Origin of the sequence: Limosilactobacillus caccae (genome assembly GCF_900156885.1) — a bacterium.
In the GTDB taxonomy this organism is placed as follows: domain Bacteria; phylum Bacillota; class Bacilli; order Lactobacillales; family Lactobacillaceae; genus Limosilactobacillus; species Limosilactobacillus caccae.
In genome coordinates this window covers 541347-555258 of the sequence record NZ_FTOY01000011.1, presented here as the reverse complement: position 1 = coordinate 555258, position 13912 = coordinate 541347, and the positions used below count along the sequence as shown (strand labels likewise).

The following is a 13912-nucleotide window of genomic DNA, read 5'->3' as shown; positions in this document are numbered from 1 at the left end:
ATCTAAATATTTTAACCTAACTTAACTACTTGTTCGGTGTAAATTTTCAAAAAATCGGCTGAAATGGTGTATTATTTATATTAGAAATAATAACTTCGGAGAAATATGGTGATATTGTGGTACAGCGTAGTAGTCAGCGCACAAAAAAGCGTAATAAAAAGGCGCCAATCTACTCAGTTGTTGATTTAGAGACGACCGGAACGAACGTCAATCATGGTGACCGGATCATTCAGATTGGCTGTGTCCTGGTCCAAGATGGTGAGATCATCAATCATTTTGAGACCAAGGTCAACCCCCGCGAGCGGATTCCCCGTTCAATTGTGCAGTTGACCGGAATTGAGGATAAGGATGTCCGGTCAGCGCCGCTATTTGAGGACGTAGCGGGGACCATTTACAGCTTATTAACGGGGACAATTTTTGTCGCCCATAACGTCAACTTTGACTTTCCCTTTCTAAACGCGGAGCTTGAGCGGGCGGGCTACCCGTCTCTGCCAATCAAAGCCATTGACACGGTGACATTAAGTCAGATTTTACTGCCGACTGCCAAGAGCTTTCGTCTCCGTGACCTGACCAGCTCCTTACACATTGAGCATGACCACCCGCATAGTGCGGTTTCGGATGCAGAGGCGACGGCCCATTTACTAGTGGACTTACTCCATAAGGTCAGCCAGCTGCCGACCCTGACCCTGGAAAAGATTGTTCAGTTAAAACTCGACTTGCCCCAGCAAACGGCAAGCGTTTTTGATAGTGTGCTGGCATTTCGCCGGCATAATCCCCAGCCCCTAAGTGAGGCCTTGTATGTCTCCAACGGGATTGTTTTACATAAGTCCCGGCCACTGACGACCGCTAATGGGGAAAAGAAAAATAAGTATCCAGCAACTAAGCGGGCAAAGGAACGTCTCTACGGCAAGACGCTCAAGCTTCGGCCGGTCCAGGCAAAGATGATGAATAGCATCTACAATAACTACACCCACGAAGCACCGAAGAACATGATCGTGGAGGCTGGTACTGGGGTGGGGAAGACTCTTGGCTACTTGTTGCCCCTGAGCTATGTTGCTCACCCGGATAAGAAAATTGTGATTAGCACAGCAACGAATGTCTTGCAACAACAAATCATCGATACAACAATCAGCCAGTTAAATGACGTCCTGCCCTTTACGCTGAATAGCGTAATCGTCAAGGGCAACAGCCACTACCTTGACCTGGCACGGTTTGTGCACTCACTGAGTATCATTGAAGACTCTAAGCTCGTTCAGTTGTTGAAGGCGAAGATCCTCGTATGGCTGTTGACAACCCAGAGTGGGGACCTCGATGAGTTAAACCTCAACTCGTTTCAGTCGCCTTACTTTACGGAAATTCGTCACCAGGGGATTAGGAGTCTGAACAATAATAACCCCTACTATAATGATGACTTTCTTGTTCGCCGGGAAAAACGGCTTCACCAGGCGGACATCATTATCACCAACCACGCCTACTTAGTTGCCCATGCCCAGGAGCTAGGTGATGGGACACGACGGCCTTATCTGGTGGTTGACGAGGCGCAGCACCTCAGTGATAACATTTTGCGCCGGTCGCGGCGGACCTTTAGTTTCCAGCGGCTCCGGATGGCGGTTCACGTGATGACCGGGCTAGTTAGCCACGGTAGCGACCGTAACCTTGATGATATTTTTGAAGACCAGGCTCTTGGTAGCTACAATGTGGAGTTGTTGCGGGGGGACCTGGCTGCGGTTGAGCAGGCGGTCGACCTCTTCCAGCAGGCCCTCTACCGACTATTTATGGCCAATTCCGCTGGCAATTCAGAAAACGAGCTGATTGAACAACCGCTACCGAATGACCAGTTGATTGACTTGCTCGATATCGGTGGGCCGGTGATGATGAAACTAGAACAGGCCCTAAGCAGTGTCCAGTTACATTTCTCGGCCCTTAGCCATCTCTTTACCCAGCAGGCTGACCGCTGGCTATTAAGTGACCGCTACTTGATGAGTCAATTTCAGAGTCAGTTAGTCAAACTTGCCGAGGCGGACCAGACCTTAAATGAGTTTAACGAAACCTTGCAACAGCAGGGGGATGCGGCGGCCTTTTGGGTAACGATTCGCCAGTCGGCTGAGCGTAGTACCCTTCAGTTAAGTGGAGGACTACTGGAGGCTAAACACTATTTGACCGAAAATGTCTATCCATACTTTTCGCAGCCGCTGTTCGTGGGGGCAACCCTCTTTACCTCGTCACGGTCGCAGTACCTATATAACCAACTCGACCTTGAGCGGGAGAACACCCTAACGAAGCATTTCGCGTCACCATTTGACTACCAGCATAATGCAAAACTGTTGATTGCAAGCGATGCCCCCGTGCCAAATGCGCGCAATAATAGCGACTACATCAAGTACCTCAGTGCAACGATTTACAAGTTGACCAAGGATGCGGACTACCAGACGATGATCCTCTTTAATTCGTTGGTGATGATTGAGCAGGTATACAGTCAGCTCCGGGAGACCGACCTCTTTGACCAACGGGACATCTTGGCCCAGGGGATTACGGGGAGTCGGGATAAGATCCTTAAGCAGTTTAGTGGGGGAACCAATTCAATCCTCCTTGGTGCCTCCAGTTTTTGGGAAGGAATTGACCTGCCCAAATCGGCCCTGGAATTATTGGTAATCACTCGCTTGCCGTTTGATTCGCCTGATGAAATCATGAACCGGGCGCATAACAACCTGCTCCGCCAGCAGGGAAAGAACCCCTTTTACCATGCGGAGCTTCCCAAGGCGACGATGCGCTTGCGACAGGGAGTCGGGCGTTTATTACGGACAGCCGATGACCGGGGGATTGCGGTTGTTCTTGATCCGCGACTCGCTACCCGCCGTTACGGGAAGACGATTCTCAACAGCCTGCCGGCGGCCTTACCGGTTGATACTGTGGCGACTGACGAGCTTGTCGCGACAACAAAGGATTTTTTTACCCACCAGCATAAAAAGCAAAGTTAAAGAAACCTTATCAACTTTTTGGCATAATTTCTGGTATAATCAAAAACGATTGACATTATTACTTATAAAAATTAGGTATAAGAAGGGAAGAGTCGTATGCAAAGTCGACGCGAAGTTCAACGTGCACAGAGTCGTGGCGCATCGCTGCGGACGATTCGCAACCTCTTAATTGCTATCTTATTGATTCTGTTGATTATGTGGAGTGTCTTCGCGGTCAGCAACCAGCCCCGTAATTCGGCTCGTCGACAGACCGTCACGCTAGCAAAGCGGTATGCCCACCTCCACTCGCCGGGGCACTTTTACATCTATAATCGGGAAAGTACTTACTATGCGATTACGGGAAAGAACCAGCAAAACAAGCCGATCATTGTGATTGTCCCGCAAAAGGGCGGTAAGATGGTGGTCTTAAAGCAATCCAGCGGAATTAGTGAAGAGCAAGCCCGGCAGATGACGGTTAACAACCGGCAGCCGCAAGAGATTTTGAAGGTTGCCCCAGGGATTTTTAATGATAAGGCCGTCTGGGAGGTTACGTATCGCAACAAAAAAGGTAATTTGTGTTACGATCTAATCAATTTTAAGACTGGTAAATATGTTCAAAATATCAATAATCTGTAATTATTGAAAGCAACGGGGACTGTGGTTAGAAGCCAACAGGCCCTTTGTTTTATGACGATAGGGGAGTGATTCAATGGCAGATACACAGGTCCTGCAGCGCTACTTGCAGGCAGGGGAGACGAATATCAGCAATCTTTTATTGCATCACTATAAGGAGCTGGGGATGACGACTTCGCAGTTTGTCCTTTACCTGCAGTTTAAGTCTTACCAGGAGCGCGGGGTGATGAACCCGGATATTCGGACGATTGCTAAGCACCTGGGGACCAATGAACGCCAGGTATTTGAGCAGCTTCATCAGATGATGACCAATAAGTTAGCGGAGCAGCGGGTACGCAAGCTGGCAGACGGTAAGGAGGACGCTATTTATGACTTTAGCCTCCTAATCAATAAGCTCGCCTTGTTCGATGACCATGAGCAAACGACGGTTAAGCAGGAAGAAACTGCAACTGCGCGGGAACTGACCTTTAACCAGTTAGAAGCAGAGTTTGGTCGTCCATTATCCTCGATGGAGCTACAGATCGTTAACGACTGGCTTGATAAGGATAACTATTCTGCGGCGATGATCAAATTGGCTTTGCGGCAAGCAGTAATGAACAGCGCCCTTAACCTGCAATACATCGACCGAATTTTGCAGAGCTGGGACCGGCAGGGCTTACGGACAGAACGCGACATTAATGAGCATGAACGCCAGTTTGAACAGCGCCAGTCCACTAAACAAACGGCGAAAAAGAAGACCCTCAATGGGCCGAAAATTCCGATATATAAATTAGGTGAATAAAAATTAATAATTGAAGGTGATTAAAATGAACAAAGCATCATCGCATTTAGTCATGAAAGGAATTATCTGGGCGGCGGTTGCCTCCGTAATGTGGGGGATTTCCGGGACAGTCTTACAGCTGATTTCCCAAGATCTAGCCATTCCAGCGACCTGGATGCTCTCAATGCGGACATTTGCGGCTGGTGTGATCCTGTTAGTGATCAGTGCCTGCCTATATGGTAAGAAGATTTTTAATGTGTTTAAGACGAAGGCCACGGCGCTATCAGTTATTAGCTATGCGCTTTTTGGGCTGATGGCGAACTTACTGACTTTCTACTATGCAATTCAGACCGGGAATGCTTCTGCAGCAACGATTTTACAGTACTTATCACCACTGTTCATCGTCCTCGGGGGGATCGTCTTCATGCGGCGGCGGCCGTTTAGAAGTGATATTGTCGCCTTCGTGGTGGCCTTAATCGGGGTCGCCTTGTGCATCACCCGGGGGAACTTTACCCAGTTGGCGTTGCCGTTGGTTTCCCTCTTGTGGGGGCTGGGTTCCGGGATTACCGCTGCCTTCTATGTTGTCCTCCCGCAACGGGCAGCGAAGGATAATCCACCAATTGTTGTCCTCGGTTGGGGAACGATGATTGCGGGGGTATTATTCAACTTATACCGGCCATTTTGGGTCAACCCACCACACATTTCAACGACTCTTGTTGCCTCGGTAGCAACGGTGGTCTTATTTGGAACGATCCTTCCGTTTGGGATCTTGCTTCATGCGACCCGGTATGCGCCGTCTGATGTTGTAAGTATCATGGATGCCGTCCAACCAATTACAACCTCACTTTTGAGTGTGATCTTTTTCCATCTTCAGTTAAACTGGGTGGAGATTGTTGGGATTATCTTGGTAATCGTGGCAGTTTACATCTTGCAAAATGGCCGGCGCCGGCATGCAATGGAGTCGTGACGATTGATATGAAAAAGCGCAGTGATGAAGAATTTCGTCATCACTGCGCTTTTTAAATCCGCTCAATTATTAATAAAAAAGGGGATGGCAAAGCGTGAAAATTGCCATTCCCTTTTTGTTAACTAATATTTAATGTTGGTCGCCACTTGGCTGGGTATTCGCTGGAGCAGCCGGTCCGCTTGAGCTGGCTTGGGCTGGCGCTGAGCTTGAACTAGCTGGTGCGCTTGAGGAAGATGATGATTCACGGTTGCTGTCATTCCGTTCTTCTGGCCGGCTCTCGCTAGAACTTGCAGAAGAGTCGGAAGATGAAGAGCTCTCAGAACTGGATGAGTCAGAACTGCTTTCTGGTGAATTATCTTCTGTATACTCAAGGGCCCACTTAGAATCACGGATTACTAACTGGCGCTTGCCCTTGACTTTCACGGCTTCTACCGTGTCAGGCATTGTCCAGTCAGAGGCGTGGTTGCGACTGTCAAGGAACTGCATCAGGTCCTTGTACAGCCACTGGGCGGACTTTTCAAACTGCTCTGAAATGCTTGCCCCTGGTTCTAACGGGTGGTCATAACCAGTCCAGACAGCAATTGAGTAGTTCTTGGTGTAACCAGCCATCCAGGAGTCCATTACTCCAGATTGGCCAGTATTACTTGGGTAGTTAGTCGTCCCGGTCTTCCCGGCCTGGTTAACGCCATCAATCCTTGCAGCGGTACCGCTACCTTGAGAGTCAGTGAAGACCCCTTTTAACATGTCAGTGATCATGTAGGCAGTTGCTTCATTCATCGCTCGCTTCCCCTTAGGACTAAACTGTTTAACATTTCCGTCCTGGGTGGTAATTGAACTGATGTAGTACGGCTTATAGTAAGTACCACCGTTAGCAAAAGCAGCATAGGCCGCTGAAACTTGCAGTGGTGAGATGTATAGGGCAATCCCGTTTTGGAGGGTGTAAGGGTCCTTTTGTGAGATTCCTAAGCCACCGAGGAAGGAGGTTGCCCGGTCAAGGCCGACCGCTTGTAGTGCCCGGATAGCCGGGACATTCCGTGATTGCACGAGGGCATCGCGCATCGTCATTGAACCCTTGTACTTCTTATCAAAGTCATGAAGTACACTGTTGGTCCCAGGGAAGACGAAGCGGGTATCCTGGATCTGCTTAAAGGTTGGCCATTGAAGGTACTCGATGGCTGGACCGTAATCCATCAGCGGCTTAGCGGTCGAACCAGAGCTCCGGTTGGTCTGAACCGCCCGGTTAAGGCCGTAAACAACATTACCGGTGTGACGGCCACCAAGCATGGCAACGATCTGCCCATTGTGAGGGTCAGTAACCGCAACCCCGGTCTGCATCTTGTCACTTTGGAAGGACACTGACTTGTTGGCGGCATCGTACAGGTGTTGCTGGGCATCTAAGTCAAGGTTAGTGTGGACTTTTAACCCGTCATTATATGGGTCATAGCCCTGGGCCTTTAAGTCGGCCAGTACCTGCTTGACGTAAGAGTCAACAACCTTTTCCTTAACGTTGTTATCTGTCCCGGAAGTATTACCGTGATCTGGATCAAGCCCGGCAGTGACACTCTCACCAGCAGCTTCGTTTGCTTGTGACTGGGAGATGTACTTGCTTCTTACCATGGCGTTAAGGACTTCGTTTCGCCGCTGCGTCGCATACTTGATGTTTCCCGTATCGGGGTTGTAGTAAGTTGGCGACTGTGGCATTCCGGCGATGAGGGCGAGCTGGGAGAGGTCCAGTTCGTCTAAATCTTTACCATAATAATACTGGGCAGCGGTTTGCATCCCGTAGACCCCATTTCCCATGTAGACCTTATTAATGTAGAAATCAATAATTTGGGACTTTGTGAAGTGGCGTTCGACATTGATCGCTAGCCACGCTTCCTGGGCTTTCCGCTTTAGCGTTCGGTCGGAGGCAGCTGTCGAGAAGACCGACAGCTTGACCAGTTGCTGGGTCAGGGTACTTCCCCCCTGCATTCCTGAAGAACGGCCGAGAACATTTGATGCCGCGGCCCCAAAGATCCGGATCGGGTCAACCCCGTGGTGCTTATAGAAACGACGGTCTTCAATTGAGACCACCGCGTTCTTCAACGTAGTCGGGATCTGGTTGTTCTTTGCGTACTCCCGCTTTTGAGCACCTAGCCGGGAGATAACCCGGTCTTGGTCATCATAAATCGTCGTGATGCTCTGACTACTCAGATCACTCCGACTGATCTTGGGGGCACTAGAAGCATAGTAGAAGAACAATGCTGCGGCAGCAACGACCAGTAGAACAACAATCCCTGCTATCCAGAGCAATATCTTCTTTATTAGACCACCAACATTGCGCTCTTGATCGTCATCACTATTGTTGAGATGACGATCACTGCGTGTTGGCTGATTATCATTTGACATAGTAAACTCCTTTACGATTTTGCAGCAATTATTTTATCGACGGCTTCCAGGTATGGTAAACGTGGATTCAGTCGATAATGAATTTGAAAGCCTTCCTTTGCAATATCCTTTCGCAGGATCGACTTACGACCGCCAGCTTCTTGCAGATCCCAGTGCCGAAAGAGGTCTGCTGCCGGGAGGAGGTAAAGGAGGTCGAGCGTGGTGAATTTTATGAAGGCAAAACAAATCCCACCCTGGGCGACACATTCGCGCATGTGCTGAATTTGGTGAGGGTGAAAGTTTTTTAATGGGAAGGAGTTTTTATTTCGTGTCTCCTTCGCATCAAAATCAATGTAGTAACCCTTATATACCCCGTTGTAATCAGTCGTCGATGGGCGCCGAAAATACGCCTCTTTGATTACCGCGGCGCTCCGCTTGGGGTAATCGACCTTTACCAGCTGAACTGGCGTGGGCTTTTTATGGATGACCGCAATGTGTCTTGACAGGTAATACTGGTTACTATGGTTGATCTCATCCTCTAACGACATTCCCCGCTTAGCGTAAATCGACTGGTGGGGTGTCGGTAATTCTTGCGTTGCGCGAAAGTGTTGAGTGGGTCGCTGACCATTGGGATAGTGAATGGTCACAATAATCACTCTCCTAACTAGGACTATATTATACCAGAATGAAGGCATTTTGATGATACAAGATGATTACAAGTTGCCAGCAACAAGGAGATGGCATACAATTGGCAGGTCGATTAAAATAAGAAGAAACCAGTTGAAAAAATATGGAGGAGAATATGCGCCGATTATGGGTGAGTGGCTACCGGAGCTACGAATTAAACGTCTTTCAGGACAACGACCCGAAAGTTGCAATTATTAAAGAAGTGCTAAAAAGCCGGTTGAAAAACTTTCTTGACCAGCAAGCAGATGAGTTTTGGCTGATTACCGGACCACAGATGGGGAGTGAACGTTGGGCTGTTGAGATCGGTAAGGACTTGCAAGCTGACTATCCCCAGCTCAAGATTGCAATGATGTTTCCCTTTGCCCAGTTTGGCCAGCAGTGGAATGAAACTAACCAGGTGAAGCTAGCCGAAGCAAAGGCCGGGCTAGATTTTTCTGCGGAGGTGTCTGATAAACCCTACCAGTCGCCCCAGCAGTTGCGTAATTACCAGCAGTTTATGCTGACCCATACTGACGCTGCACTCTTCATCTATGACCCAGAACATCCGGGGAAGACCCAGTATGATTACCGGGCGGCTAATAAGTATTGTGAGCAAACTGACTACCAGGTTCACCTGGTTGACTTTGATGAATTACAAGAAGCTGCCGAGGAGTGGCAGGAGCGGGAACGAGAACGGCGGGCGGAAAAATATGGTTATTAGTGCTTGCAATTATGCCGGAATTTGGTAATATAGTTTGTGGACTACGCAAACTAAACAATTGAGGTGTTCAAGTTGGATAACATAAAATTTACTCCACAAGATATTTTGCATAAGCAATTTAAGGAGAGAAGCATTGGTAAGGGCTACGATGAAGCTGATGTTGATGCTTTCCTAGACGATGTTATTAAGGACTACGACACCTATAACAAGGAAATCGAACGGTTAAATGATGAGACTGAACGCCTACGGGCTAAGGTTGACGAATTAAATCGCCAAGTAGAAGTCGGCTCATCAATGAACACGCAAAATGCGTCACGGCAGCCCGTTTCAAGCGCCACTAACATGGATATCTTAAAGCGGCTGTCAAATCTTGAACGCCGGGTTTTTGGTTCCCAGTTAGACGGTAGTGACAATAACAACGATTCACATCTGCTTTAGTGCGTATCATAGATTAAGTTAATAATGATGCAAGTTTTGGGTAATTGAGCACAGCGTTGGTTGTGTTAGGAAGGTCCATGCTCGCACAGGCTGCGATGCCTGTAGTGTTTGTGCTCGCTGAAAAAATAAGGCGGGGCACCGGCAACGGTGACGGCGGAAAAACGGGCTACGGTTTTACTATGTCCTAGTATTCCTGAAAAGTGCCACAGTGACGATACAATCCGGGAAACCGGATTGGTGGAACGCGGTAAACCCCTCAAGCGGTAAACCCAAACTACGGTAGGGGAGCTTTGGATAACGAATTGAAGTGATTCCAGGGGAGAGCTTTTTGCTCTGAGATAGATGATTACCTCGATATGGTCATGCCTGATGGCCATATTACGACAAAACATGGCCTACAGACTCTTGCATCCAGGCACCCGAGTTCGCTCGGGTTTTTTATTTTTAAAATTAATTAGGGGCAAAAAGAAAGAGGCCAAGGATTATCCTCAGCCTCTTTTACGTATCATAAGTAAGCACATAGAAACAGATATTATACCCGCACATATTAATGGGGGAACGAGTATAATACGAAGAATATATGATACGAGGTCCGACGGTACATCGAACCGTAATTAGTATAGCATATTTTATTCCAAAATAAAGGGTAATTTCGTGTTTTTACGGCCCAGCCTTTTTATTCCAGCCGTATTTGCTTTTTCTTGCTGAAAGCGTTTATAATGATTATCATGAAAGAAGAGATTGTTATGAAGAACGTAACACTTAATAATGGCGTTGAGATGCCGCTTATTGGGTATGGGACCTACCAGATCCCGGGAAGGAAAACGACGGAATACGTGCTCCGGGCGATCCGGGCTGGTTACCGCTTAATTGATACGGCGCAGTACTATGGTAATGAAGCAGGGGTTGGTGAGGCCATCCGGGAAAGCGGCCTCCCCCGTGCTAATTTTTTTGTAACGACGAAGGTCCAAACTAGTGGTTATGAAGCGACTAAGCAGGGGTTAGACCAATCGTTGCAGCGCTTTAATGGTGATTATTTTGACTTGGTATTAATTCACTGGCCGACTGGTGACGATCTTGCTACTTACCGGGCGCTGGAAGAAGCATACCAGGAAGGAAAAACCCGGGCGATCGGCCTGAGCAATTTTAACGCTCCCCAGGTGCAAAGCATCATTGATAATGCTAGTGTCAAACCGGTGATTGACCAGATCGAGACCCACCTGTGTTGGCAGCAAAAGCGGATGGCCCATTTCCTTCGCGACCACCAGCTAGTCCATGAGGCATATGCACCACTTGGGGAAGGGCAGTTAGGCATGCTTGACCTGCCAATTCTTAAGACGATCGGGCAAAAATACGGTAAGACGCCAGCACAAGTAACCCTCCGCTTTCTCGTCCAGGAGGGAATCGTGGTTATTCCTAAGACCCTTAGCGCGAACCACTTGGTGGATAACTTGAACATCTTTGACTTCGCGTTAAGTGCAGCAGAAATGACAGCTTTGCAGGCGCTGGACCAACATCAAGCGATTGATGGCTGGCCAGAATCAATGAACGAGAATAATTATTAAGTTTGAGGTTTTATGGAAAAAGAGATTAATATTGTATACATTTCGTTTTCTGGAAATGTCCGTTCCTTTGCACGGCGGCTACAAGACTATGCCGCCCAGCAGCACCAACTGTTGGCTGACCGGCCGACCGTGAAGTTGCTAGAGATTAGTGAAGCGACGATTCCGGAGAAGGCGACAGCACCATTTTTTGTAATCCTCCCCACTTACATGACAGGGGGAAGTGAGTTTACTCCAGAGATGACGGAGATGCTCACAACACCGATGCGGGATTATTTGGAAAGCTACCATAATATTGATAAGTGCCAGGGGTTTATCGGGAGCGGTAATATTACATTGGGGAAGATGTACGTAATTACTGCTAAGACCTACGCCAAAGATTATGGGCGGCCGCTGATTGCAGCATTTGAGTCCCGGGGGACGATTCGGGATATCGAAAAAATATATAAAAAATTATCAGTAGAAGCATTTGGCGATTAATTCCTAAATGCTTTTTATTTTTGTTAAACATAAGGTAGAATAAGAAATAGTAATAATATTGAGGAGCGTTTTAAATTGCAAACATATCAACTGATTGCTACTGCCGCGGCGGGGATTGAAGCCTTAGTCGGCAAGGAATTAAAAGATCTCGGCTACACGACCCGGGTTGAAAACGGCCGGGTGCGGTTTACCGGGACGATGAAGGACGTGCTACGCGCGAATGTTTGGTTACGGACTGCTGACCGGGTCAAGATTATCGTCGGTGAGTTTGATGCCCGCACATTTACAGAATTATTTGACCGGACAGCGGCAATTGCCTGGGAGGATATCTTGCCGCTTGATGCCGAATTCCCTGTCGAGGGGCGGAGTCACAACTCTCAGCTGCACAATGTGCCGAGTGTCCAGGCGATTACGAAAAAAGCGATTGTTCAACGGCTGAGTTCGGCTTACCACCGGCGGACACGGCTTCCCGAAGATGGGGCCCGCTACCCACTAGAAGTAGCAATTAATAAGGACCACGTACTGCTGACCCTGGATACGAGTGGTGAAGCCCTGTTTAAGCGGGGGTACCGGAAGAATAAGGGGGGCGCGCCATTAAAGGAAAACATGGCCGCTGCCCTGGTGATGCTGGCCCACTGGTTCCCGGATAACCCCTTTGTTGACCCGGTTTGTGGGTCAGGGACGATCCCGATCGAGGCCGCCTTATACGGTCATAACATTGCTCCTGGCTTAAACCGGCCGTTTATCTGTGAACAGTGGACCAACTTGGTTCCGGATGGCTTATCTGATGAAGTTCGTGATGCGGCTGATGCAGCAGCAGATTATGATATCGAATTGGATATCCATGGATATGATATTGACCAGCAGATGATCGATATCGCCCAGGAAAACTGCCGGGCAGCAGGGTTAACCCATGATATCACCTTTAAGCAGCTGGCGGTAAAGGATTGGCGGACGGATAAGGTAAACGGGGTAATTGTCGCCAACCCACCATATGGTGAACGGTTGAGCGACCAGCAGACCGTCCGGGAATTATACCGGCAAATGGGGACACTCTACCGCCCCTTGACCACCTGGAGCAAGTACATTTTGACTGCCGACATGGAGTTTGAAACCTTCTATGGGGCTCCCGCAACGAAGCGCCGTAAGCTATACAACGGGGCACTACGGACCGACCTTTTCCAATACTGGGGCAAAAAAGATCGGTCGAAGTTCAAACCCTTGAAGCACTAGGCTTTACAAGGGGTGTAAGGAGTTTAAAAACCCGCTAGGGGACAAATAGGGGGCAATTGTTTTAAAGTTGAAGGACTAGATAATCGTCATCGTGCATTTTCAAAGAATATAAAAAGCGACAGTTCAAAATGAGCTGTCGCTTTTGAGGTCTATTAAAAACCATGATCGTATCTTGTCGCAAGAAAATCTAAAGCCCGCAAACTAGCTCTCCCGGTCGCGCTTTTGCTGAGCTGGTATTTCTAATATGCTATAATTGGCGTGCAAAGTGAAAATAAGGTGGTAGTCGGCAATCCCAAGGACGGCGATCAACTTTCCAGCTCTTGCAATGCCTGGTTAGCGAGGTGGTGAGCCCCGTGGTTTTTACTTTCTGGAACCCACTGGGTAACCACCGTTGCAAAGTAGCTCAGCAGGTCGTTAAGGGCGGCGAGTTCTGATTGGTAATGTTTTGTATAATTTTTGCCAATCGCATCGCTTAAGATCCGGCTATCAGTGTAGAATAAGATTGTTTCGGTTGCCGGAAAGTGATCACGAAGGTAGCTAAAGCCAAACTGGGCAGCCGCAAATTCACCGTGGTGATTATCAGTGATTTCAAAGGGCTTATTGAGCTGGATCTGTTGGTGGTCGGCGATAATTAACGCCCCCAGTCCAGTCGGTCCTGGATTGCCCTTGGTTGCTGCATCAGTATATAACTTAATCATCATTAACACCTCATTTCTGAAAGGAAGATTTACCTAATGGAAGAAGAAACCCGCTATTTTTACCAGCCGGACTTAACCGGGACGATTATTTGCTGGAGCTGGACGTTCCTGTTCTTCATTGCGGGCCTGGTTATCTGGTTGGAAATTACGCATTTTCAGTGGCTTAGTGCCGCCTTTTTTGCGGTTTTTCTCATCTTGACCCTCCTAGAGTGGCGGCGGCGGACGGTTGTCATCACGCCGACCAAGATGGTCTTTAGCCGCCTTTTACAAAAAAACTACCTGGTAATTCCAATCGCCGACATCCGCCAGCCCCAGTTTACCAAGCACACGGTAACGATGACGGTCAACGGGGAAGTACTCAATTTTACCTTTACCACCAAGGCCGTTAACCGGCTCAAACTAGCGCTTAAGCAGCAGGGGGAAAAGTAAG

The 13912-nt window shown here is 48.3% G+C and carries 13 protein-coding genes and 1 other RNA gene; 11 read left to right on the top strand and 3 right to left on the bottom strand.

Features of this window, described 5'->3' with window-relative positions; translation table 11 throughout:
• The first annotated feature begins 116 nt into the window (after positions 1-116).
• From CZ502_RS08695 to CZ502_RS08680, 4 genes are all read left to right on the top strand, one after another.
• Entirely contained in the window at positions 117-2978 is a 2862-nt protein-coding gene (locus CZ502_RS08695; protein ID WP_076461626.1) for a helicase C-terminal domain-containing protein, read from the top strand.
• 96 nt (positions 2979-3074) lie between these two features.
• Positions 3075-3593 (top strand): cell wall elongation regulator TseB-like domain-containing protein, encoded by a 519-nt coding sequence (locus tag CZ502_RS08690; RefSeq protein ID WP_076461623.1) that lies wholly within the window; start codon positions 3075-3077, stop codon positions 3591-3593.
• Between the two features lie 73 nt (positions 3594-3666).
• Positions 3667-4371, top strand: a complete 705-nt coding sequence (locus CZ502_RS08685) for a DnaD domain-containing protein (RefSeq protein ID WP_076461620.1) — start codon at positions 3667-3669, stop codon at positions 4369-4371.
• Positions 4372-4396: 25 nt separating this feature from the next.
• Positions 4397-5317 carry a DMT family transporter gene (locus CZ502_RS08680; protein WP_076461617.1) on the top strand — a complete coding sequence of 307 codons (921 nt, stop codon included), beginning with the start codon at positions 4397-4399 and terminating at the stop codon, positions 5315-5317.
• 129 nt (positions 5318-5446) lie between these two features.
• Here CZ502_RS08680 and CZ502_RS08675 read toward each other — a convergent pair whose 3' ends face one another.
• Positions 5447-7705 (bottom strand): PBP1A family penicillin-binding protein, encoded by a 2259-nt coding sequence (locus CZ502_RS08675; protein WP_076461614.1) that lies wholly within the window; start codon positions 7703-7705, stop codon positions 5447-5449.
• An 11-nt stretch (positions 7706-7716) separates the two neighbouring features.
• Entirely contained in the window at positions 7717-8331 is a 615-nt protein-coding gene (recU, locus tag CZ502_RS08670; protein ID WP_076461611.1) for a Holliday junction resolvase RecU, read from the bottom strand.
• 155 nt (positions 8332-8486) lie between these two features.
• Between recU and CZ502_RS08665 the strand changes: the two genes are divergently transcribed.
• The 6 genes from CZ502_RS08665 to CZ502_RS08640 all read left to right on the top strand — a co-directional run bounded on the left by CZ502_RS08665 (position 8487) and on the right by CZ502_RS08640 (position 12784).
• Entirely contained in the window at positions 8487-9071 is a 585-nt protein-coding gene (locus CZ502_RS08665; protein ID WP_076461609.1) for an SLOG family protein, read from the top strand.
• Between the two features lie 72 nt (positions 9072-9143).
• Positions 9144-9509 carry a cell division regulator GpsB gene (gene gpsB, locus CZ502_RS08660; RefSeq protein WP_200804231.1) on the top strand — a complete coding sequence of 122 codons (366 nt, stop codon included), beginning with the start codon at positions 9144-9146 and terminating at the stop codon, positions 9507-9509.
• A 32-nt stretch (positions 9510-9541) separates the two neighbouring features.
• An RNA gene (gene rnpB, locus CZ502_RS08655) (RNase P RNA component class B) lies at positions 9542-9912 on the top strand.
• Positions 9913-10255: 343 nt separating this feature from the next.
• Positions 10256-11074: an aldo/keto reductase gene (locus tag CZ502_RS08650; protein ID WP_076461605.1), complete on the top strand. Its 819-nt coding sequence runs from the start codon at positions 10256-10258 to the stop codon at positions 11072-11074.
• 12 nt (positions 11075-11086) lie between these two features.
• Positions 11087-11551: a class Ib ribonucleoside-diphosphate reductase assembly flavoprotein NrdI gene (locus tag CZ502_RS08645; protein WP_076461603.1), complete on the top strand. Its 465-nt coding sequence runs from the start codon at positions 11087-11089 to the stop codon at positions 11549-11551.
• Positions 11552-11626: 75 nt separating this feature from the next.
• Positions 11627-12784 (top strand): THUMP domain-containing class I SAM-dependent RNA methyltransferase, encoded by a 1158-nt coding sequence (locus CZ502_RS08640; protein WP_076461601.1) that lies wholly within the window; start codon positions 11627-11629, stop codon positions 12782-12784.
• A 305-nt stretch (positions 12785-13089) separates the two neighbouring features.
• Here CZ502_RS08640 and CZ502_RS08635 read toward each other — a convergent pair whose 3' ends face one another.
• A complete protein-coding gene (locus CZ502_RS08635) occupies positions 13090-13482 on the bottom strand; it encodes a ribonuclease HI family protein (RefSeq protein WP_076461599.1) in 393 nt (130 codons plus the stop codon).
• A 36-nt stretch (positions 13483-13518) separates the two neighbouring features.
• Here CZ502_RS08635 and CZ502_RS08630 point away from each other — a divergent pair, with 36 nt between their 5' ends.
• A complete protein-coding gene (locus CZ502_RS08630) occupies positions 13519-13911 on the top strand; it encodes an EbsA family protein (protein ID WP_076461598.1) in 393 nt (130 codons plus the stop codon).
• Position 13912: the final 1 nt, after the last annotated feature.

Bases quoted from the DNA above. Each gene is read 5' to 3' on its own strand.
- CZ502_RS08690 (WP_076461623.1), top strand. From the start codon at position 3,075: ATGCAAAGTCGACGCGAAGTTCAACGTGCACAGAGTCGTGGCGCATCG.
- CZ502_RS08665 (WP_076461609.1), top strand. From the start codon at position 8,487: ATGCGCCGATTATGGGTGAGTGGCTACCGGAGCTACGAATTAAACGTC.
- CZ502_RS08685 (WP_076461620.1), top strand. From the start codon at position 3,667: ATGGCAGATACACAGGTCCTGCAGCGCTACTTGCAGGCAGGGGAGACG.
- CZ502_RS08650 (WP_076461605.1), top strand. From the start codon at position 10,256: ATGAAGAACGTAACACTTAATAATGGCGTTGAGATGCCGCTTATTGGG.
- CZ502_RS08675 (WP_076461614.1), bottom strand. From the start codon at position 7,705: ATGTCAAATGATAATCAGCCAACACGCAGTGATCGTCATCTCAACAAT.
- CZ502_RS08680 (WP_076461617.1), top strand. From the start codon at position 4,397: ATGAACAAAGCATCATCGCATTTAGTCATGAAAGGAATTATCTGGGCG.
- CZ502_RS08645 (WP_076461603.1), top strand. From the start codon at position 11,087: ATGGAAAAAGAGATTAATATTGTATACATTTCGTTTTCTGGAAATGTC.
- CZ502_RS08635 (WP_076461599.1), bottom strand. From the start codon at position 13,482: ATGATTAAGTTATATACTGATGCAGCAACCAAGGGCAATCCAGGACCG.
- CZ502_RS08630 (WP_076461598.1), top strand. From the start codon at position 13,519: ATGGAAGAAGAAACCCGCTATTTTTACCAGCCGGACTTAACCGGGACG.